Annotated in this window: 16 protein-coding genes; all 16 read right to left on the bottom strand. The window is 38.2% G+C overall.

Annotation, left to right across the window (positions count from 1 at the left end; translation table 11 throughout):
- Positions 1 to 3: 3 nt before the first annotated feature.
- The 16 genes from DKM50_11015 to DKM50_10940 all read right to left on the bottom strand — a co-directional run bounded on the left by DKM50_11015 (position 4) and on the right by DKM50_10940 (position 22,271).
- Complete coding sequence (locus DKM50_11015) at positions 4 to 315, bottom strand: hypothetical protein (GenBank protein PZM78657.1); 312 nt, start codon at positions 313 to 315, stop codon at positions 4 to 6.
- 204 nt (positions 316 to 519) lie between these two features.
- Positions 520 to 699: a hypothetical protein gene (locus DKM50_11010; GenBank protein PZM78656.1), complete on the bottom strand. Its 180-nt coding sequence runs from the start codon at positions 697 to 699 to the stop codon at positions 520 to 522.
- An 83-nt stretch (positions 700 to 782) separates the two neighbouring features.
- Positions 783 to 1,547, bottom strand: a complete 765-nt coding sequence (locus DKM50_11005) for a hypothetical protein (protein PZM78655.1) — start codon at positions 1,545 to 1,547, stop codon at positions 783 to 785.
- A 2-nt stretch (positions 1,548 to 1,549) separates the two neighbouring features.
- Positions 1,550 to 1,765, bottom strand: coding sequence for a hypothetical protein (locus tag DKM50_11000; GenBank protein ID PZM78654.1), 216 nt, complete (start codon positions 1,763 to 1,765; stop codon positions 1,550 to 1,552).
- Positions 1,766 to 1,792: 27 nt separating this feature from the next.
- A complete protein-coding gene (locus DKM50_10995; protein PZM78653.1) occupies positions 1,793 to 2,884 on the bottom strand; it encodes a hypothetical protein in 1,092 nt (363 codons plus the stop codon).
- 27 nt (positions 2,885 to 2,911) lie between these two features.
- The gene (locus DKM50_10990) at positions 2,912 to 15,871 is read right to left on the bottom strand and encodes a hypothetical protein (GenBank protein PZM78652.1); all 12,960 of its coding nucleotides are present in this window, start codon (positions 15,869 to 15,871) and stop codon (positions 2,912 to 2,914) included.
- Between the two features lie 326 nt (positions 15,872 to 16,197).
- Positions 16,198 to 16,398, bottom strand: coding sequence for a hypothetical protein (locus DKM50_10985; GenBank protein PZM78651.1), 201 nt, complete (start codon positions 16,396 to 16,398; stop codon positions 16,198 to 16,200).
- Between the two features lies 1 nt (position 16,399).
- On the bottom strand, positions 16,400 to 16,600 hold the full coding sequence (locus tag DKM50_10980; protein PZM78650.1) for a hypothetical protein: 201 nt from the start codon (positions 16,598 to 16,600) through the stop codon (positions 16,400 to 16,402).
- A 6-nt stretch (positions 16,601 to 16,606) separates the two neighbouring features.
- Positions 16,607 to 16,912: a hypothetical protein gene (locus tag DKM50_10975; GenBank protein PZM78649.1), complete on the bottom strand. Its 306-nt coding sequence runs from the start codon at positions 16,910 to 16,912 to the stop codon at positions 16,607 to 16,609.
- Between the two features lie 52 nt (positions 16,913 to 16,964).
- Positions 16,965 to 17,279, bottom strand: coding sequence for a hypothetical protein (locus tag DKM50_10970; protein ID PZM78648.1), 315 nt, complete (start codon positions 17,277 to 17,279; stop codon positions 16,965 to 16,967).
- Between the two features lie 246 nt (positions 17,280 to 17,525).
- A complete protein-coding gene (locus DKM50_10965; protein ID PZM78647.1) occupies positions 17,526 to 17,804 on the bottom strand; it encodes an ArsR family transcriptional regulator in 279 nt (92 codons plus the stop codon).
- A 186-nt stretch (positions 17,805 to 17,990) separates the two neighbouring features.
- The gene (locus DKM50_10960) at positions 17,991 to 19,247 is read right to left on the bottom strand and encodes a serine--tRNA ligase (protein PZM78646.1); all 1,257 of its coding nucleotides are present in this window, start codon (positions 19,245 to 19,247) and stop codon (positions 17,991 to 17,993) included.
- A gap of 11 nt (positions 19,248 to 19,258) precedes the next feature.
- Complete coding sequence (locus DKM50_10955) at positions 19,259 to 20,095, bottom strand: prephenate dehydratase (protein PZM78645.1); 837 nt, start codon at positions 20,093 to 20,095, stop codon at positions 19,259 to 19,261.
- Between the two features lie 92 nt (positions 20,096 to 20,187).
- Positions 20,188 to 20,466 (bottom strand): acylphosphatase, encoded by a 279-nt coding sequence (locus DKM50_10950; GenBank protein ID PZM78644.1) that lies wholly within the window; start codon positions 20,464 to 20,466, stop codon positions 20,188 to 20,190.
- A 3-nt stretch (positions 20,467 to 20,469) separates the two neighbouring features.
- Entirely contained in the window at positions 20,470 to 20,961 is a 492-nt protein-coding gene (locus DKM50_10945) for a cytidine deaminase (protein PZM78670.1), read from the bottom strand.
- A gap of 65 nt (positions 20,962 to 21,026) precedes the next feature.
- On the bottom strand, positions 21,027 to 22,271 hold the full coding sequence (locus tag DKM50_10940; protein ID PZM78643.1) for a serine hydroxymethyltransferase: 1,245 nt from the start codon (positions 22,269 to 22,271) through the stop codon (positions 21,027 to 21,029).
- Positions 22,272 to 22,359 lie beyond the last annotated feature (88 nt).

The following is a 22,359-nucleotide window of genomic DNA, read 5'->3' as shown; positions in this document are numbered from 1 at the left end:
TTATTACCCTATAAGTTTCTCTACCGATTTTTCCATTTCTCTTCCTACCTCAGAAAGCTTCGTAAAGTTTGCCAAAATATTCTGATTATCACTTATATACCGTTGAACAGCCATCGAAGCCGCAACACCTGACTTATCATCATAAAATTTACCGTCAAGAGTTATCCCCGGATCATCACTTGTATATTGCCTCATAATCTCGATAAAAGAATTCATCGATTTTTTACTAAACTGTGCGAGCGATGGAGCCCTTCGCAATCCAGCATTATAAATTGCATCATTCATATTAATCGCACCTTCAATTTGATTTACCATGATACTTCTCCTTTTTTATATTAATTCTTCCCCCATATGTTATAGAATAAACATAGGCATAATAATCAATTTACTAATACTATCGTTTTTTATTGGCATTAACTTGCATCAATTATCTCTGTTGCAGAAAAAAACAACGATACCAGTATATTAATAATTCTACCAAAACATCTAAAAATCCATATCGCACAATGGGTCAAAATATTAACTGACCTCATCGATTTTCTTATTAGGGATCTTCTGAAAGGTTAACTCTTTCCCAATATCCTCAAGCATCTCCGTTTTTACATCCAGATATTTAGCGCTTTTAGGCATTTTTTTAACAAGATACTTAGAAATATCATCATAATATTGATGTGATTTTAATTTATCCTTTAAACTCATGGATTCCACCTGCTCCTTCGTTCATACCCGATATCGCATACATAAATTAGTCATTTCAATAGTTCGGTTGACTAACAATCCTCTTAGATAATTACGTTATCCTCCCGCTTAATTTCTCTACTCAAAATATCTTGAAGCCTTTGTTTTTGCTGCTTGTTACTATTTTGTGTTTGATCTCTTTTTAGTATCTCTCTCGCGAGACCTTCTTTTTCTGAGATATCTCCGATTTCGTCTTCGCTACATTTATCAGTACTAATAATTTCTTGCCGGGGTATTGCACCAACAGAAGCTTGCATTACTTTTTTGAGGCCCCCTCCCGGCTCTTTACTTCTCATCTGCTGTTCAAGTTCAATTCTTTGACGTATCGTATTAATTATAATTTGCTTATTAGTAAGATTTTCAGCTTCAGCCATCCGGGTAATTGGCCTCGATATTGATTTTTCTTGATATTTCCTGATTTTCGTCGGGAACTCCCGCAATTCTCTAATTAGTTTCTTTATCCAAGGCACTAAAATAGTAGGTTTTCTTTCCTGTTTAATTATTGGACTTGTCTTATTATCCTCGCCAATTAAGGAACTGGGAACTGCCACGCGTTTTTTTTCCAAAAAATCCATAAGGTAGCTAATATTCAACTTTTTTTCTTGATGTATAAGCACCTCAGTTAAATCAATGCTGCCTTTCCTTTGAGTCGGATTCGGACTCTGCTCATGCAAAACAGAGTTATCCTGACTACTCAACACCTTCTCAATAAATGGAAAAAAATCCCGCAAAAGCTTATTCTGCTCCGGAAGCTCAATAGGGTTAACAACAAAGTCTTCGATATCATTATTTTGATCAAGCCTGCCCATAATTAGCTATTCATCGCATCCTTTAATTTTTTTTTGGTTTCAACAATTTTTTTTTCAATCGCATCTATTTCCTGGTTGTATTGTTTGACTTTTTTATAATTTGTGACTATCACATAAAGACTTTTTCCAATTGAATATAAAATATAACAGACAAATAAAAAAAACAGAATGTTTAACAATAGTGACTCAAAAGGGCAAAACAACTTAATAATTCCCAAAATTAGATACCTCCTAGACACTCTTCGTTATTTTCGAGTAATTATCTGCGCGTTACTACGATTTTCAAACAGAACTGAAGCAATAAGCTCTCGGTCACGATTGTCGAGAAATCCTAAAAACAATAAAACAACCTCTTTTGTCTTTGAACGAAGAATTGAAATTACTTCACTTTTAGACAATCGTTCTTGTTTTATCTGTAAAAGCAACCGCCGCACTTCATCTTGAGGGCGATCTCCCACTGCCACCCGTCTAATAATAATTCCATTCATGCTTAAAGAAGCTATTTGCTCCTCCATAGCAGGAACAAAAACCAGTAATTCTTCAAACTTAAGTGCCCGCTTTATCTTATCAGGAAGGGCCCCTTCAACGTATTTCAATATTTCCGATGGTAACTGACTATTAATTATTTTAACATTTTTTAACATACCCGCTAAAGGCATTTCTTTACTCATCTGTTTAAATAAGCCGAGAATTCCTCGTGCGATAAACTTATTAACTGCTTCGACGTCTGAAGCAATTCCCCAAGTATCTGACAATGACAATTTGTCCATCAATAGAGCAATTACAATAGTCCTCGAAACATCATCAGTATTTTTAATTTCTTTTAAAAAATGCGAAATATTACCAGCTAATTTCTTAATAAAGACAATAAATACCTTCTGATTCTGTGTTGTAAGATAATGGTAACACTTAGAAGCTTTGTCCTCCAGTTCTTTTCTAGTCGAGCCAAGAACTGACAGCTCTTTATCAAGAAAGACAAATAATTCACTCACTACCGCGTCTATATTTGATTCTTGCATAAACGATAAAAGTTCGCCGTAGCTGTTTCTGAATGTTTGCAAAGCAACCGAACGAACGAGAGGGCTGATACGCTTATCTTTGAAATCAGGAATAAAGGTATCAAGCTTGCCAAGAACAACTAAGATATTTTTCAAATCTTCTTCGATAATTGAATTGTTATCTATCTTTTTTAGAAAATCTATACTTTGCTTATAAGACGCAATTACGGTGGTGGTATTTTTTATCGAATCAATATTATTTTCTGTTAAAAAAACCGTTAGGTTATCGGTGAGCTCCAGAATCTTTGTTTTATATTCATTATCCACTGCATTACCCATTTCGGCACCTGCCTTTATCAACTATTTTTAGGCAGCATTTTTATATTGTATAACATTTTGCAGGCTTTTATTAATCTTTAGAGCTCCGCAGATAAATGCTATTTCTTTTTCATTGCTGTTTAAAACTATACTTATAATATCCTTGAGTTCTGCTGAAAGCTGATATTTTCCTAATATAGTATCTATTACCTGTATTATAGCATCTTTTCTCTTCGGATCATTTACAAGCAACAGCGAAACTGCTTCTTTATGATCATTGGATGACATTACAAGAACAGTGCCAATGGAATTGATTACGCGCATAACATCTTGTTTCTCCTGTGCTTCAAAACTCGCAGTTGCCACCCGCTTCAACAACCTCCCCAACATCGCAACCATTTCTTTTTTATCTTTTTCTTTTTGTTGCTGAACAAAATTCAGGGATTCCCCCGAAAAAGCCTCGATACTGGCAGTTGAAACACCAGAAACAATACTGAACAAATCCTTAGCTGCTTGAATTTTTTGAAGCATTGATTCCCTTTGCAATTCTTTATTGTTTTGTTTTAGCAAATCCCCGACAATCTGAGCACACACTATTGTATAAGATTCAGTGGTTACACCAGCCCTATTAGCATAGGAACTATTATTAATAAGCGTTTCTAACGATTTCACATTATCTTCGCTAAGAGCTGACCATATCTGGTAAATAACCTCAGGGTCCAAACATTCCATCGCGACATTGAGCGTAACTAGCAATTCCTCTGTTTTACCTACCTCATTGGCAAAGAGATTAATTACTGACAATAACTCTTTTGCAGTAAAAAAGCCTCGGCTAAGTAATGCTTTGATATCTTCCCTTTTCAAGTTGCCTTCGGATATTATTGATGCGATTTCAGCGGAATCTTTTTTCTCCTCCGGAGAACTCTGTTTAATATTATCTGAATACTGCGAAACAGGAACTTCGTTATCAGCAACAGTTTCAGTTATCGGGATTATTTTCTGCTCGATCACAACACCACTTTCATTAATATATTTATTCGGGTTAAAATCAGGATTAATACTATTTGTTTCCGAAAACATGGTTGAAATAATCTTTTTTGTTTCTGATGTAGTCTCAGGATCATTGAGTAACTCTCTCATATCTTGTGCAATATCGCCTGCGGACTTCAGTCCGCCGCCTTTCGTCAAAGAAATCTCAGCAAATATCCGGCTTGCTGTTTTTACATCTTCGCTTCCCAGCGCAATAAGCAGTTTTGTTACTCCCTTAGTATCGCAATGAGTAAGGCTTTTCGCGATAACTTGGGAAGATTTATCCGATTTTGCTAACGATATTAAATCTTTTCCGACGGCAGGAAAAGAGTCCTCTCCAATAAGCGAAATGGCTAACGCCAGAACTGTATTCACAACATTTTTTTCTAACGAAAGAATCCCGGATAATTTTGCTGCGTCTTCTTGCAAAGTTAGATCAGGCATTATTTCGGCCAAAGATTCAGCGAATTCAAGCAAGGTAGCAGTAGACGCCGACTTCTGGTCCGGGGAAATCTTCTTATCACAAAGCATCTGCGCGGCTATTGCCAGTTCAAAAATATTATCTAATTTTTTACCCCCGGGTAAATCTTTTAGCCGGGGCAGTAATATACTAATTGCCGGAAGAATCTCGGTTTTAATAATTCTTGCACATGAGGGAAGGACCTCCTGCTGGTCTCGGTTAGAATTAATTTTAATCAGTTCTTTAATTGCTTTTTCTAATCCTGAGCCGGCTTTGATATGCTCAGATTGTGTGTTTTTTATAAGAGTCATTTCATTCACAATCCTGTTAACATGCTCGTCTGCAATAGCCTGATCAACGCCGTTAGTCTTTAATACTTGCGTAGTATCTTGTTTGTCTCTTATTACCTCCAGTAACAATCCTAACTCCATGGTCTCCGAACTATTAAGGCTCCTTGTTGCGCCCTGACTGATTGTCATGTCGCCAGCTACTGCAATTAACTTCTGTACATTTTCTGGGTTCATAAGCGCAGCTATATAAGCAGACAGATAGGTATCTTTGCTAAGAATCTGATCAAGGACTTCATACGCAAATGCCGGGTCCTGGTTCTCGATAAAACCTTCGAGTTCTTGGGAGGCTTTTGCTATGTTTTTCTTATCACTACATAGTTTAATGAGAGATTCGGCCTTTTCATTTACCTTTGACTCAAGAGAAACAGCAGGCGCACTCTGACTAGGATTGTTGCTATCAGCTTCTTTTGTTTGGACTGTAGTTACCGTAGAAGAGGTTTCTTTCTCATCAACAACTGTTCCAGTCAGTATTTCAGTGGTATTCGTCTCACTTATCCTAATTGATTTCCCATTGTAAACAGCCCGAAAATTCTGCTGATCAAGGTTCTTGTTAACCTCAACCGATTGCCCAAGCAAAGAAGTGATCTCTTTTGGGTCATCAACTATTTTGTCGGACGTATTATCCAATACGTATGCTTTCTCTCCTGCCCTGACCACTACCGCCGAGTGGGAACCGTCACGGGTAACCACAACCGCGCTTTCAGTAACCTTGATCCCGGCAGATTCCATCATTGCCTGTACCATTCCAGAGAAGTCCTCACAATCACATTCCGGTTTTTTACCGGAGAGAATAGCATTAGAAATATCAACTAAAGAAAGAGATTTATCTTCCCCTTTTGATTCCGGTAAAAGGGTAAGGTTGTTCTTTGCATAGGCGAAGATACCGTTCATTTGCTCTATTACCGGAGCTTTCTGGTCAATATTAGCCGCCTTAACAAGTTTGGCTATTTCTCCCTGCGAGACAACATCTTTTAGCTGAAGCGATCTGAGAAATATTTTTGAATCATTCCTTACTTCTAAAGGCATAGCATTATCCCCGGCTAAGGTTTCAAGGCGTTTCTGGATATCTTGATGCTGGGATTGATAATCATTATTCAATATAAAAGCTGAAAACTTTTCTCTTCCTACCGAAACAATCTCAGAATTAGATGACATAAGTAGAGCATTAAGATAATTCATATAGTCGTATATTTCATCGGAATCAGGCAACCTTATGTCTTTCAATATCTCGACCTGCATAGATTTATCCTTCGGGCAGAGTAACACCTGTGCGGCAATGAGGTTCATCTTCTTAACATAATCACCTTCATCGGAAATGTCTACAGTAAGCTTGTCAAAAATATCGTTCTTCATTTCCTCCATATCAGCCGGTTTATCTGAAAATAGTTTCGTGATAAGATCTGCCGCCTCGGAATGCAGCCCCTGCTTAACCATACTTGTAACAGCTTCTTTTACCAGCTTTTTAGTGTCAGAAAATTTTTCTTTTGATGCATCACTTTTTTGCACAATTTCTTCCGCACATTTTAAGGTGGTTATTACTGCAGCAACGTTATTCAAACCCTGCTCCCTTTTTTCCAACAGCAAATCTATTTCTTCTTTGTACGGCCCACTCCAAATATCACCCAAAAACTCCAGGATACTATCCCAAACACCTGCAAAAAAGCCTTTGGGCTCTAATTTTTCATTAATAATACTAAGTGCAGCATTAAGAGTATTAATACGATTCTCTTTGTCTGGAGATGACTTTTTAACAGCAGCAACAAAATCTCCCAATTTTTTATCATCATTTAAAATTTTCATTAAGTTAGTAAAAAGCGATTGATCTGACATAAGAATCCTACTCGTAATATCAGCAAGTGATTGATTATTTTCACCAGTTGCCACCTGAGCTTCAATCCATTGAGCAATAAGTTTATCCATTCCCGCCTCAAGTTTGTACATAGTTTTAAGAAACTGTGCTTGGTCATTCGGGTTCTTTATTGAAGATATTGCATTGCTCAATAATTCAAGCTTATCCGCCTCATTAGCTGCGTTCATAACTTGCGCTGCTAAGGCTTTGGGATCGATTACTTCCGGAGCAATTTGCTTTAATTGATCTATTAATTCTTGTTTCTTCGAGCTTGCGACAATCAAATTTACCATATCCATAAGAGGTATATTCTCTTTGAACTGAGCCACAAATATACTGAACTTTTCCTTATCCATATCTATAACGTTTTTACAAATCATTTTAGCGAGGTTCTCATCAAGTAACTGAATTTCGTTAACAACTTTTCCTGCCAATTCAGGAGACAAGTTCATCAACTCTTTCATAAATCCATTTGAAGTATCTTGTAAGATATGTTTATTGTTTATTACAACTTTAATTGCTACCTGCTTTGCTGCTTGCGCATCACTCTTATAGAATTCTGCCAAAATAGCTGCCGCCATAGTCGGTTTTTCTGCCACAATTGAAGAAATATAGTTCGTTAATTGAGTTACATTCCCGCTCTTAATTGATTCCAGCAATGAACGGGCTTCAATCAGAGAACTCATATCTGTAGCCTTAAAATCCTTCTCAAGCATTGCAGAATTGAGAGATTTTATCGTACTGTTTATATCGATATTTTCTTTCTTTGCAATAATTGCAATATTGGCAATAATGGCCGGATCATGATTATTTATTTCCATCACTACATGCGCTATCTGGACGCCTTTGTCCCCGGATTCTGCGGCTTTATTCAAAGCTAAAACGGTATCCTTCGGAGTATCAACCAACTGCTGCCGTATCACATCAGCTTTTTGCGCTTCCGTTAAACTCTTCTCCGCTAAAATTTCATCAACGCTTTTAGTCTTAAATCTCTCGATAATTTCTTTATGCTTATTTACTTCTTTTTTTATCAAAGCAGCGTCCGCAGTCAAACTCTTTACTATTGCCATCCCATCTTCCACTAATCGAGGAGTAAATCTAACAGCTCCTTCGTAATCTTTATTATGCTCTTTCTTATAATTTTTCTTAAAGTTGTCTATATAAGCTATTTCTTTTTTCTTAATATCTTGTTCAAGCAAACATGCTGTCCTGGAAAAAATATCCTGGGCTCGTTCTGCATTCATAGAAGATTCTTTACTTAATTGTGTTAAAGCTTCCTTGACCTGCACCTGCAGATTGTAGATATCCTCATTTCCTAAACTGGGCAGGTTGTCGGTACTGTAGGCTATTGGATTTGCTTGTTCAGTCAAAGACAACCACACTTTACTTGCAACCTCAGGATCAGCATTAATCAACATTTTCGCAAGAATTTTTGAGTCAATAGACTTATTAGCAACCATAAAGTCAACTAATGTCTCGATATCTACAGGAGGGACAGGTTGCGATTCTATTTTCGAAACAAGTGAATCAGCCATCGATTTAAGTGTCGGCTCCGACATATCATTCTTTGGCAAAGCTATAAAAAAAGAATTCACGAGGGCTTTAACATTCTCCTGATATGCAGTCGGCTTTGATTGAAAATCAGTAAGGAGATTATCAAAAAAAGCAGATGATTTATTAAGCTGTAAAGAAATATCCATTCCTTTTTTGGGGTCAGAGTTAATTAGGTCTGCGAGCAAGGGCAGTGCTTCGTCCGGTGACACGGCAAATAATTGCTGGATAAAAGCGGCAGCTTGTTCGACAGTAATCCCTTGAGCAACAAGCATTTCCACTACAAAACCTCTATTCTGTTTGATCAGGGACATACTATCAGCGGTTAACTGTTTACCATTTTTAAGATCAGAAATATCTGCGGCACATGCCTGAAGTTGAAGTTGCTTTAGCGACAATAGCTCGATTTTCTTTTTATTTAATTCTTCTTTTTTCTTATTCTGCTCATCCTGCATTGGCGTTAATTCTTTTTGTAAGGTTGTTTTGTCTTTATTATTCGGGTCCTGTATTTTAGTATTTAATTCATTAATTTTAGCATCTAATTCCTGTATTTTATTATTAATATCAGTAATATTATTCTCTAAATCAGTGACCTTTTTAGCAAGCTCACTTTCAGTCTCTTTTGGCCGCGTAACCGCTTCTCCGGCAAGTGCTTGCTTCATTGTCTTATTTGTAATCGCAAGTTGCTTGGCGTATTTTTGGTTCTCGGTGTTTTTCATCGCGGAAATAACTGAATCCGCAATAGCTGGATTAGTTTCTTGGATAACCTTAATGGCGGCAGCGAAGTTAACCACATCGGTTTTCAAAGATGCCTTATCGAGGGCTTGAGCAACGATCTCAGAACTCACTAGCATCGTTCCATCTGCCATTGGGCGAATGTAGACTGCTAACAATGAAGGATTAACTTCCAAGGCATTAACGATACTATTCCATTCTGCTTTATATTTTTCTTTCAACTTAGTAGGATCTGCATCTTCCTTCCATCTATTATTTTCATCTAGAAGACTATTAACTTTCATATAAGTCCAGATTTCATTCGACTTCGCTTCATCTATTTTCCCAGAGGTTACAAATGTAGTTTTGTCGATAACATTGTTTTTTGTAATAAGATTTGCTAGCATATTTGACTTTTCTTCACCAGTTAGCGCCTGAAATTTACTATCATTTTGAACCTTCTTTTGGAGATCTTTAATAAGCTCAGCATGTTCAGCTTTAGACTTCTCATCTTTCGTCAGATTATCTATCATACTAACAGCCTGCTTATAATCTTGAATATTTTCAGTTATCGCTGTTTTATTCTTTTCTATGGCGGCACTTGCTTGCGATGCAACATTGCTATCTGAATGGCTCTGCCCCATAGCTGCTAACATCTGGGAAGCAAGACTACGCTGTCCAGGTGAATAAGGAGCTCCTTTGTCGGTTAATACATGTTCGAGTGCCTTAATCAGCAAAGCTTTTGACGCACTATCAAGCTTCTGTTTATTTACTTCAAGATCGCCATTAAGACATTTCTTGAAATAATCTATTTTTTCTTTATCAGTAGATAATCCGTCCTGTGTCGACTTAAGAATACTGGATACGAAACCCACGGCATCAGTTTCAGATTTGAATGACTGCTTCTGTTCACCATAGGTATTATCAAACATAGTATCATATAGACTTTTAATATCACCCGCCGGATGATCTTTTTCTCTTTCATCAATATAATGCGCATGATCTACGGCATCCAGAACCTTATCAGGAGAGAACTGTCCACTAAACATTTCCATACCGGTCAATCGTTGTACCGCCTGGACAACAAGCATTTGGTACATTCTCTCTGAGGCCGAAATGAGAGCCGTAAGAATCTGTTTTAGATTATCATTCCGGCTCTTTAGCAAACCCTGACCTTCTGCGTTGATTTTCATCCCATACCAGATAGCCTCCGAACGGCTCCTTGCCGAGGTAGCAGAAGATGGAACAGTAGCATTTCCAGAAGAACCTGTAGCTGCAGGAGCAATAACAGGACCAGCTTCCCCGGCTGGCTTATCAGTCTGTGCGGAATCCGGCTTAGCAGCAGTTGATCCGGTTTGACCATTTACTCCGCTAGGAACACTTGTACCGGCATCCGATTTACTGGCGGACTCTCCAGGAACTGTTTCACTAGAAGCCTTTCTATCTTTGTTCAATTCGTAGACATCTTTTAATAGCCCGAAATCCGTTACAGTCTCCCAGAGTGCCGTTTGCAACTTAAGTGCCACTTCTCTTTTGATCTGATCGATCTTTATTTTCGTTTCAGCACGGCTCTTGCGAATTTCGTCCATATACAGTTCAACCTCTAACGATTCAATAATGTCATACAATTTTGAATAAATATTTTTTCCAGCGGAACTGCTAGACTTAGCTTTAATTGGAATCGCATTCTCCAGAGGTTTATATTTAGGCTTTTCTCCTGCTTTTGCCTGTTGCTCTGCAAAATAAGCAGTAAATTTTTCTAAAAGCTTTAATTTTATAAGTTGCTCAGTTAATTTCAGTTCTTCTTCCGATTTCTTATCCGCTGCCTTTGCCTCTCGTTCTTCACTCTTTGTCGCCAGGAGACTACTTATAACTGTTTGAGATATTTTGATAAAGAAATTCATCATTGCCTGCGAATACTGCTGCCTTGCTGCTAAAATTTCATGTTGTCGAGTACATATGGCATCGAGTTTTTCATAAAGATAATAAGCTGCCTGCTGGCTTGCTTCATTGAGTATCTCATCAGCTGATTCAAGGGAAATCCCTCTCAAATCAAATCCAGTGAGATTCTTATTCTTCTGTTCAGAAATCTTCATCATTTTTTCTAATATTTTAAAAAGCATGGTCCTGGCTTGTGCTATCTGGCTTAACTTATACATGACTGTTTGAAGGTTTTCCCCACTTACGCCCCATCTTCCATGGCCTATATCGACAATCAGATCCGAATTGATTCCCGAAAGAATTGACGATTCCCTTGACGAGAAGGAGGACAATACTCTATCAATTTTCTTTGCCTCGGCCCTGCTATCAGCTTGCCGGACTTCTCCCTTTTTCTCGACGCTTTCTTTCTCGATACGAATTTCTTCTTCTTTTTCTTGCTCCCTTTTCGTAGCAGCACCATTTAATTGACCGAAATCCATCCCCGTATGAGACGCAGCCTGAGCAACGTTCCCCAGAGAAAAAACGAGGTCCCCAACCATTGTTCCGAGAAAAAAGCCCGTAGTTCCCGAGGTTGCTAACCCTGCCAGCCCAAAGCTCATTGAGGTCGAAAGCTTCTTTTTAGCAATCTCAACTTGTCTGCCGGCACTTACCTTCGCATTTTTCACCGTAACCTCATCTTGTAACTGCTGAACAATAAGGTTCATCACCTTCGTAGTAGTAGAGCCGTGTGCCCTCACCATCATTGAGGTACTTGGAGTATATAGCACCGGCCCCCCAAGTGTCTGGTTTTTCAAATTTTGCATATTCATAATAAACATCCGCAGCATTGCAACTATCATGCGCCTGACTTGCAGTTGCGCAATTTTATCAGCTACTTTCGCCAGGTAATCATAATTCACGGCAAACTTCCCATCGCCAGCCGGAATAATCCCCGTAGAATAAACACTATCGAGCAGTTTGTCTTCTTCTTGATCAATTGAATTGGATGCCTTCTCAGCTTCAATTCGTGCTTTTTCTTCTTCATTCGCGTTTGAAAACTTAACGGTACTATGCATTCCACCGGATAAAGCATCGCTGTAAGCTCTCATAGTATTCATCGCATTAGCCATGAACCCAAAAATAGACCCATAGACAGGATTTGAAATAGCGATTAATGATGTTGTTATCCCCGTAGCAAAAACACGTTGTGCATCAGACATCTCTTTCTGCCTGAGATGTACCATGGTTTTTTTCTCAGCAATTTCCTTTAGTTCTGAAGTTAATAAAGAAAAAAGTGCATTTACTTGACTTATTTTAGACTCCAGCAGACTGCTCATCATTGAATATCCGGTTGTTGAGCCACCATAGACACCTGTCATTGTCGATACGTAGTTATTCTGCAAATTGTTTATAACCAGCATTAACTCCATTATTAAACGCATCCGTTGCTGGATATTATCAAGCTGTTTATTTAATTTTCCCAGTTTCATAGAGTCCACAACATAGCCATTTCCATCTTTCATTACAAATGACTGTGAATCAATTTGATTCAAAATTGCATACTGCTTTTTCTCTAAAGATTTAATCCTGTTTAACCCGGAAGCTTCCTCTTCTTCTTCTTTTTCCATCGGCTGTTCCATCTGCGTGGCTATTTTCGAAATTTGTGCCATAATTCTTTTTTCATCAAATACAGTTGAAACATCGTAAGTCTCGTTGATAGAATAAGCAGCCTCCGCCGCACTGTGTGTATAAGACGCTGAAGCTAAAGAAAAAACTGTAGCCGCTTGCCGAGCTTTTTCGTCATCGGAAGTATAGCTATTAGCAGCGATATAAGAAGAAATGAACGCCTTAAATTTTCCTTCCTGAGCTGCATCAATTTTTTCAGCTGCCTTCCTTATTTTATTAGCAGAATTATGCAAGTTAACAATTTGTTTAAGGTACATTTCCATCTGCATTATTTTGCCAAGCTTTAAATTGCCTTTCTCAAAGGCAGCCCTAGAGACCCCACTGATATCAACGGCATCTAGCTCTACACCTGACATAGTATTTGAATACATATTTTGGATGTTTATAATGGCTTCCTGCACCATTATCAAAAGCCGTTGAATATCTTGAAGTTCCCTAATTTTATCCTTTAGTTCATAAATCCTTGCATAATCCAAGTCCAAATAACCATTAGGAGTTTCTTTATAAAAATCAGTTTTGCAAAACTCGTTGACTATCTCGTCCTGCTTTGCGTCAAAAGACTTCACTTTATTTGAGATTAAATCCATTAACTGCTTTGAATCGCCGCCACTCCGATTGATTTCTTTGAGATTTTCTTTCACATCAGAAATACTATCGCTTAAAATATCGTTCTTATAATCTTTTAACTGCTGGGCGTTCAATGTTGAGAATTGACGGAAAGTTATGTCTTTTGCTTTCAGACATGCAGAAACATCATCAACTCCGGTAATCATGCCTCTCATCTGGGCTTCGAAGCTGGTATCCCCTTCACCGATCTTAGCCATAACTTCTTGCATCTGGGCTTGGTTAAATGAATTAGCTTCACGAAATGTGCTATCAAGAGCTTTTTTTACAAGTTCAAAAAAATCAGTAGCTTTTTCCATATCCGGAGCTGCCAGATTCTTTCCAGGTTTGTCCTCTTTTTTTGTTCTAATTCCAGAAAAAGTCTCATCCCGCAAACGCGAAATATTATCCTGCGCTTCTTGGAGCATTGCGATTATCTCTAGCAGCATTTTAAGGTTCGCTAAATATTTAAGGAACTTATCACGTTTCTCATCATCAAACCGTTTAATTTTTATGAGCCCCATTGGCGTCTGTATAACGTCCTCATAAACAAATGCTTTAATATCAAACCGGCTAAGCTTATCACTTATTGCATTTATTACACAATTATGGGCATCAAACAAATCATGGCAGCCAGAAAAATCCAGATTATTATCATAGACCCAATCCTCTCTTGTTCTCAGTTCAGTTATTGATTTATGGTGCCCGACATTAACAGACTGAAAACTTCTCCCCCCAGTTGCATATTTACTGAATATGCCTCTGAATGCCTTCACAACCTCTGGAGTTATAACCGCATCAGCGGCAGCTCTTGCCTTGCCAGCCAACGCAGCGACACCGGGACCGCCTTTAGCCAGTATATTTGCTACTTTTCTCCCCGCTTCACTATTAAGGAAATCTCCGCCATTTTTAGATATCGACGTTAATTCATCGATATCTTTTTGATTAAAAACATCCTTCAGCTCCGGATTATTTTGGACTGCTTCAAGCAAATCCTTCGCAATATCACTGCTATTTATTTTACCGGCAACTTCTTTCGCTAAGGCTTTACCCTCTTTCGAATTGAAAGTAGAATAAAAACTTTTCATTGAGTCGAGTGCTTTTTTAAGCTCACTGGTAGGTATATTTCCTAAATTTTTATTCTTTGCGATATCTTCTAGAGTTTTTTGGTCAATCTGCACCTGCATCCCTGTTTCTTTGGTAAAGTTATCCATGATACTCTTAAAATCTTCAGACACATTCGAATCAATCCCTATCCCATCAACTCGATCCAAATACGAAGATAAGCTATCCATAGACTTATTCAGATTAGCAGATACATCCACGTCACTTCCGCTACCAGGGGTTACAGTACCATCAGTTCCTGTCCCGGGTACAGTTGTGTTAGTAGCTGTCGAAATAATTGTATTGGCTTTATTAAGGACAATTGTTTGATCATTAAAATATCCGACGCAATGTTCTTCAGAAAGGTACTCTTCACAGGTCATATCAACCAGCTTCGAATTCGCTTCGCTCATCTCAAGCACATAAGCTTTGCCTTCACTCGTTTGGAAAACAGCATTAGCATGTGTACCGTTCCTCACGATAGCAACATTAACATCCTTAAGCCCTGCCGCCTGCATAAGGGAAGCCTTAAGCATCGCATATTCTTCGCAATCCCCCTGTGGGGTTTTGCCAGCAAGAAGGCTCTGTGCCAGGTTTTTAGGAGATTCCCAGGAATCGATACCTTCATCTTTATAGGTAATATTATTATTTACAAAATTATTGATCTTTTGTGCGATTTCCACATCGCTAAGTCCCAATTTATTTATTCTTTCAGCAATTTCCGAATCGCTTAAACCCTCGGGCAGATTAAAAACTTTTCCCAGCAGTTGAATGATTTCATGTGAACTCGCCGAATCCTTTAGATACTGTGCCCCCTTTTCAAGCTTAGCAACGTTCTGTCTATATAACTGATTAAAAAAATTACTTTGATACATATCAGCCCTATCAATCGAATAACACGGGTCAAGAACAGTGAATTCGCCACTATTCATAATAAAATCTATTTTATCGATATAATCTGATGGCATGTCTTGGACTACTGGTTTGCTATTAAAATCAACAAGGAGTTTTCGGCCCTGCTCATCTATAAATTGGGCAAAAAACTTTTTAACTCCATGTCGATCCTCGCCTCCTATGCAACGAACGCTATCTATAATAGTTTCGTTTTTACCCAGGGAAACCAATGCCCGCTTAGAAAGCGAAGCAAAAAGGACATTGAGTTCATCAGGGGTTCCAGTCCTTGAATCAATAATTTTCCCTACCTTGGTCAAATATGGATTCGTTGAATCCGTAATTATTTTGAAATTATCTGCTAAATATTTTGCCACTCGACTTATTATTTGCTTGCTATCCATGTTTTCAGTAATAATCTTCTGATTTATGAACTCCTCAAGCAATTGTTGAACTTTGGGATCAGCAGGGTCGATATACTGTTGGGGATCTTCCACTTCGTATACAGTTATAACCGAATCCGAAAAAATCAAGGGAAGTGCCTGTCCTATAGATACTGCATCACGATAATCAAGAACCGTCATCCCCGGCTCATTTGTCCCTTGATTTAAAATATAGCTCCCTGACTCTGACTCGATGACCGTTCCCTTTTCTTTCCTATCTTTCGAAAAATCAGAACCGCTGCTACTGATTACAGCGCCATCGATATGCCTCTCTGAACCGCCAAGATCGTCTTCGGCTTGGATTTCAGCTTGAGCGTACATTGCCGATTGAGCTTGTGCAGCAAGATTAATGTCATCCTGAGGATTATCAGCTTTATTTTTTTCTTGAGACGGCTGTATCGAAGTCATAAAATTATTCTGGCCCTTTTATATAAAATATTATGCTTATATTAAATCTATTATACCAATAATTTTATCGTAATATTACTATCTTCCGCTTGTACCGAAATTCTCCATTATATCTTTTTGCAAAACTGTAGATTTTACAGAAACCAATTACAGGAAAAAAAATGCATTATTAATCTTTTTAGCTGCCAAAAGTTCGTAAAAAAACATAAAACCCGGATAATTATTTTCGAATTTCCACTAGGCAAAAGTCTTGCTCATTGAAAACTCAAAAGAATTATCCGGATTAAAAGATGCTTTTTCACATAAGACTGATAATATACATATTTTTAAACCAGTGTATTATATTTTCCATTACCAAGATAATTATTTATTGATTCGCCAATTACGTTATTATTTTTCGGCTGAAAATTAATGTCGGTTGTTAATTGATTATTCATGTCGCGTGCAGGAAATATTTCACTAGCTTTATTCTCAACAAGCTGCACCATGTCATTTATAGCCCGTAAACAACTGTTATCAGTTTGCATTTCAATTACTCCCGGGATATGTCTCATCCAAGATTACTGCTGATCTATCAACTTTTGTTTCTATATCATCTATCACATAATCTTCCAGTGCTCTTAATGTCTCACCCGTGACTTCTCTTTCCAAATTCTGGCTCACCAAATCTGAATCAATACCAAAATGACTTAACCCTGATAGTACATTATTTACATTAATAAGGCTCATGTAACATCACCCTTCTTCCAGTACCTGCTTAATCCTATACAATTTCAACAATACTTTCCGATATTCTTTATAAAGGGAAGTTAAACTACCATCATCTTCATCTCGCAAATTAAGTATTTTTACATCACACTGATTCTTCTTCCACCAAGACCTGTCTGCCATATACGTTTTCTGGACTTCAGCAGAATTAACAGTTCTAAAACATTTACCGAACTCACAAAGAAAATCATCTTTATCGCCGGCGTTGACCGTCGTTTTTATCTTATTATCCTTTGGAACAGTTTTTGCAATTTCTAAACCGAAAATCTCCATCCTTAACACCTTCTATAATTAATATTCCATATAATTGCAACTATTAAACACATTATTTTCCAAATCGTTGAATAACCAGCTTTGCAGATTCACTCATCTCTTGATCATTAACAATCATATCCGTTACTTTTTTTATCAAATCCGCAGCTTGATTACTTCTTTCAGGCAATAAGCCTTCGATTTTAAGTGCCTGCATGACAGTGTAATAAACTTGCACATTAAAATCTTTCCCTGCATACAAATATATACCTTCGAAAGACTCTACAAACTGCATTAATTCATCAGTTCTCTCTTCTTTTGAGAATCCCCCGGGAGGATAGACTTCAGCAGATCGCCCTTCATCTAAATTATGCGGTTCTAGAAACATACAAATCCCTCCTCAATTAGCTCAACTTATACTTCTCTTATTTCTTAATCGTATAAAATAAAAAGCAACTTGTATGGAAATATTTCGTTTTGAGAAGAACATGAGTAAGACAAGAAAATTGGGAAGTTAACAACCGTAATTATAATGGATTCAAGACACTGAAAGAAAGGCCTTATTATATAGAAGTTAAAAGAAATATTTTACAGAGCCTGGCCTGTATAAGATATTTAGGAACTTATAATATAGCTATACACTTAGTAATTGCAAAAACTCTTCATATTTAGTCCTAAATGAGCTTTTATCGATGCTATAGATCATTTGTTTGCCATTTCTTCGAGAACAGGCAATTCCTGCTTTCTTTAAAAGGTTCAGATGATGAGAGGCTGTAGATTGCTCCATATAAAAACTATTTTCTACCTCAGTAACGCACATTTCTTTTTCTAACAGGCTTTTTATAATACTCAATCTTTCTTCTGAAGCTAGCGCTCGGAGAAAATGTATATACGGTTTCAATTCTTTTTCCATTAATAACTCCTCTGGTTGATCATCTAAATCTATTCATTTTTCTATGTTATGGCAAACTTTTTTCATCATGCATCCGTAAAGAAAAATATTTTATTCCTTACTCTCTATTAATATAAAGATCTCGGGGAAAGAACTTGTTCTTGATGAATACTCTATTATAACAATCTTTCCGCATAAAAATCCAGTTTATATATTACCTAATAATTTTTTTCCGCCCATATAAGGTCTCAGCACTTCCGGAATAATTACAGTTCCATCTTTTTGTTGATAATTCTCCAGAATAGCCGCAAAGGTTCTTCCAACGGCAAGCCCGGAACCGTTCAAAGTGTGAAGCAACTCTGCCTTTTCAGTTTTATTACTTCGATAACGAATAAGTGCTCTTCTTGCCTGGAAGTCTAAGAAATTACTGCAAGACGAGATTTCCTTGTATATATTCTGTGAAGGGAACCAAACCTCAAGATCATAGGTTTTTGCAGAAGAAAACCCCAGATCTCCTGTGCATAAAGATATTACTCTATAAGGAAGTCCTAAAAGCTCCAGAATAAGAGCAGCATCGGAGGTAAGTTTTTCGTGTTCATCACTTGAATTCTCAGGAAGGACAAACTTAACAAGCTCAACTTTATTAAATTGATGCTGGCGAATAATCCCTTTTGTATCTCTGCCGTAAGAACCGGCTTCCCGACGAAAACACGGCGTATACGCGGCGTAATACAGCGGCAATGATTCCTCCGGGATGATTTCATCACGATGAAGGTTTGTTACCGGGACTTCTGCCGTAGGGATAAGCCAGAGATCGTCATCCTTACATCTAAAAAGGTCATCAGCAAATTTCGGTAGTTGTCCAGTTCCCTGCATACTTGAAGAGTTCACCAAAAAAGGAGGCAAGACTTCTTTATAACTACGCGCCGTGTGGGTATCAAGCATAAAGTTGATGAGCGCTCTTTCAAGTTTTGCTCCGTCACCTAGATATACCGTAAAACGAGACTGTGCGAGTTTTATACCCCGTTCAAAATCAAGAATGCCAAGCTTTTGCCCAAGTTCATCATGCGGGCTGGGCTGAAAATCAAATTCCCGGATTTCTCCCCACTGCTTTATAACAACGTTACTAGCCGCATCCGTTCCCACCGGGACAGAATTGTCGGGAATATTCGGAAAAAGCAACGCAATAGACTCAACTTTTTGCTCCAGCACCTTTACCAAATCTTCTTCTTCTTTGATCTCATCAGAAAGCTTTTTTAATATCAAAAGTTGTTCTTCAGAAGGCTTACCTTTCGGAGAAAACTGTTTGCGTTCAAATTTCTTTGCTGCAATGATAGTATCAAGGTCCCGCCACTGCCTATCTACTGCAAGAAATTCTTCAAGGAGTTCAGTACCCATGTTTCTTTTCTTTAAAGCTTCTTCTACAAGCTCTGGATTCATTCGTATCAATTTCGGATTAAGCACCGGTTTTCTCCTTATTTTTTTATGGGATATGATCCAAGTATTTTTAGTGAGACCACAATCTTTTGAACCTCAGACAACGCTTCTCCAACAATTACGTCTGATTTGTGACCTTCCATATCCAAAAAGAAAATATATTGACCAAGCGATTCCTTGGAAGGCCGAGATTCAATTTTCGTGAGGTTAATAGACCTCTTCGAAAAAACGCCAAGGATCTCATAAAGTCCACCAGGTCTATCGGCATGCGTTACAAAAGCAATAGACGTTTTGTCATTTCCTGACTGAGCCTGTTCCCGGTGTCCGATAATTACAAATCTCGTTACCGTGTCAGGATAATCATTAATATTTTCGGCAAGAATTTCAAGGTTATATATTGCAGCTGCATTCCGTGTGCCGATAGCAGCGACGATATTATTTTTTTCATTATAATCAGATACAAAAGCAGCAGCTTCGGCAGTGCTGTTCGTCCCATGTATCCGGGTCTTTGGCAAATTCATTCTGATATAGTTCATACACTGGCCTATTGGCTGATAGAAAGAATAGAGGTCCGTTATTTCAGCCAGTGCTGTACCTGGTTTCACAATGAGATTATTAACAATATTAACATCGAATTCTTCGGTTATTTTGATATTTTTTGACCGGACAAGCACATCAAGGGTAGCATTAACTGCACCTTCAATCGAATTCTCGATCGGAACTATTCCCTCTTCGATTTCTCCATTATCTACGCTGGTTATAACATCATAAATAGTAGGCATAGGAACAAGTTCGTAATGGTTTTGCTCGTTATATTTTTTTGCGGCATCCTCAGAAAACGTGCCATATGGCCCTAGAAATGCTAATCTTTTCATTAACAAATCCCTTCATATCAACAATAAATAGTCCACCCGGACATAAAGATATTCCAGCCTTGCAAATATCTAAACAGAATAAATAATTTCAATTAATATGTAGAAAAACGATCATATTCTTCTACAGGACAATCTTCGATCTCTACTGAATCAATACTGGCAGCTACCGGGCCTTCCCGGAGCAAAGAAATATAGTTACTTACAGGTGCTTTCTCGCCTTGTGCAACAACGAGTACGCTTCCGTCAAGCATATTCCGGGCATAACCTTTAATCTTGAACTTATGTGCATTCTTATAAGCAAAATAACGATATCCTACGCCCTGAACTACACCGGTTACGTGAATCTTTTTTTGTACAACTACACTGCTCATGCGTCACTTTTTCTCAGGCTGATAGAGATCTAATTCGATATCAGTTTCAGTAAACATCTTAACAGCTAAATCATCAGGGTAATAGCCGGTAAAAACCACTCGTTTTATTCCGGAATTAATGATCATCTTTGTACAAATGATACAGGGTAAAAAATTACAATAAATAGTCGCACCCTTAATCGCAATTCCATGGACTGCAGCCTGAACTATAGCATTTTGTTCTGCATGCAGACCGCGGCACAATTCATGCCTTTGCCCCGAAGGGACATTTAATTCTTTTCGAAGACACCCGACTTTTTCACAATGATCAATGCCCGCAGGAGCACCATTATACCCAGATGCGAGGATTCTATTATCCTTAACTATAAGCGCGCCTACTTTCCGCTTCAAACAGCTGGCACGTTGCATAACAACAGCCATAATTCGCAAAAAGTATTCATCCCAATCCGGCCGCTTTGAAATATCCTGTGTTAATATCCTTATTGATTCCGGCATCGAGTCTTTTTTCTCTATGAGCATTATTAACTCCCTTGCCCCCGAGAAGGCAATTATCAATCTTCTTATAAATCCTTATATAACGGATATTTTTCACACAATGCATTGATCTGATGTCTAACCCGGAGCATTGTCTCTTCATCCTCAAGATTCCTAAGGACATCATTTATCATTTGAGCAATAATAATCATTTCCGCTTCTTTCATACCTCGAGCCGTTACAGCAGGTGTCCCTAAGCGGATACCACTTGTTATAAAAGGACTCTCAGTCTCAAACGGTATAGTATTTTTGTTAACAGTAATACCTACTTCATCAAGGGCCTTCTCTGCAACTTTACCGGTTAACTCTATACACCTAAGGTCGACGAGCATCAAATGATTATCAGTTCCACCGGATACGATCCTAAAACCAAAGATTGCTAATTGCTCCGCTAATTTTGCAGCATTCTTGATAATTTGGTTCTGGTATTCTTTAAACCCAGGACTCAAAGCTTCTTTAAGTGCAATAGCCTTACCTGCAATGACATGCATAAGCGGCCCGCCCTGAGTACCGGGAAATACCGATTTATCAATTTGTTTGGCATATTCCTGCTTACAAAGGATTAGCCCTCCACGGGGACCTCTCAAGGTCTTGTGCGTAGTTGTCGTTACTACATCGCAATAAGGAACAGGACTAGGATGCAATCCGGCAGCGACAAGTCCGGCAATATGGGCCATATCAACAAATAATAGAGCCCCGACCTTATCCGCGATCATCCTTAATCGGGCGAAATCAATAATTCTTGGATATGCGCTGGCACCTGCAACAATCATTTTAGGTTTATTATCGAGGGCTAACTGTTCCAATTCATCATAGTCAATCCGCTCATCTCTTTTGCTTACCCCATAAGCAACAAAATTATAATATGCCCCGGATATATTTACCGGGCTGCCATGAGTAAGATGTCCACCATGGGACAGGTTCATGCCCAGGACAGTATCTCCCGGCTTCAGGAGTGCGAAATAAACAGCAGTATTTGCTTGGGCTCCAGAATGCGGCTGTACATTAGCATGATCCGCACCAAAAAGCTCTTTTGCTCTCTCTATTGCTAAGGATTCTACAATATCAACGTATTCGCAACCGCCATAATATCGTTTTCCGGGAAGGCCTTCGGCATACTTATTCGTGAGTACCGACCCACAAGCTTGCATTACTGCAAGAGAAGTAAAGTTCTCCGAAGCTATCAGCTCTATATTATTTCTTTGCCGGCCAAGCTCTTTATCAATAGCCAAGGCTATTTCCGGGTCAGTTTCTTGTATATACTTTAACATAATAATCCTCCTTTTATGACTTGTTTAGGGTATCGATCCCATGTTTTAATTCATACATTTTTTATGTTTTTAGCAAAAAAAACTTACT

Source organism: Candidatus Margulisiibacteriota bacterium, from assembly GCA_003242895.1.
GTDB lineage: Bacteria > Margulisbacteria > Riflemargulisbacteria > GWF2-39-127 > GWF2-39-127 > GWF2-39-127.
Note: the sequence above shows the minus strand (reverse complement) of the source record. Positions and strands in the feature narration are given on the sequence as shown.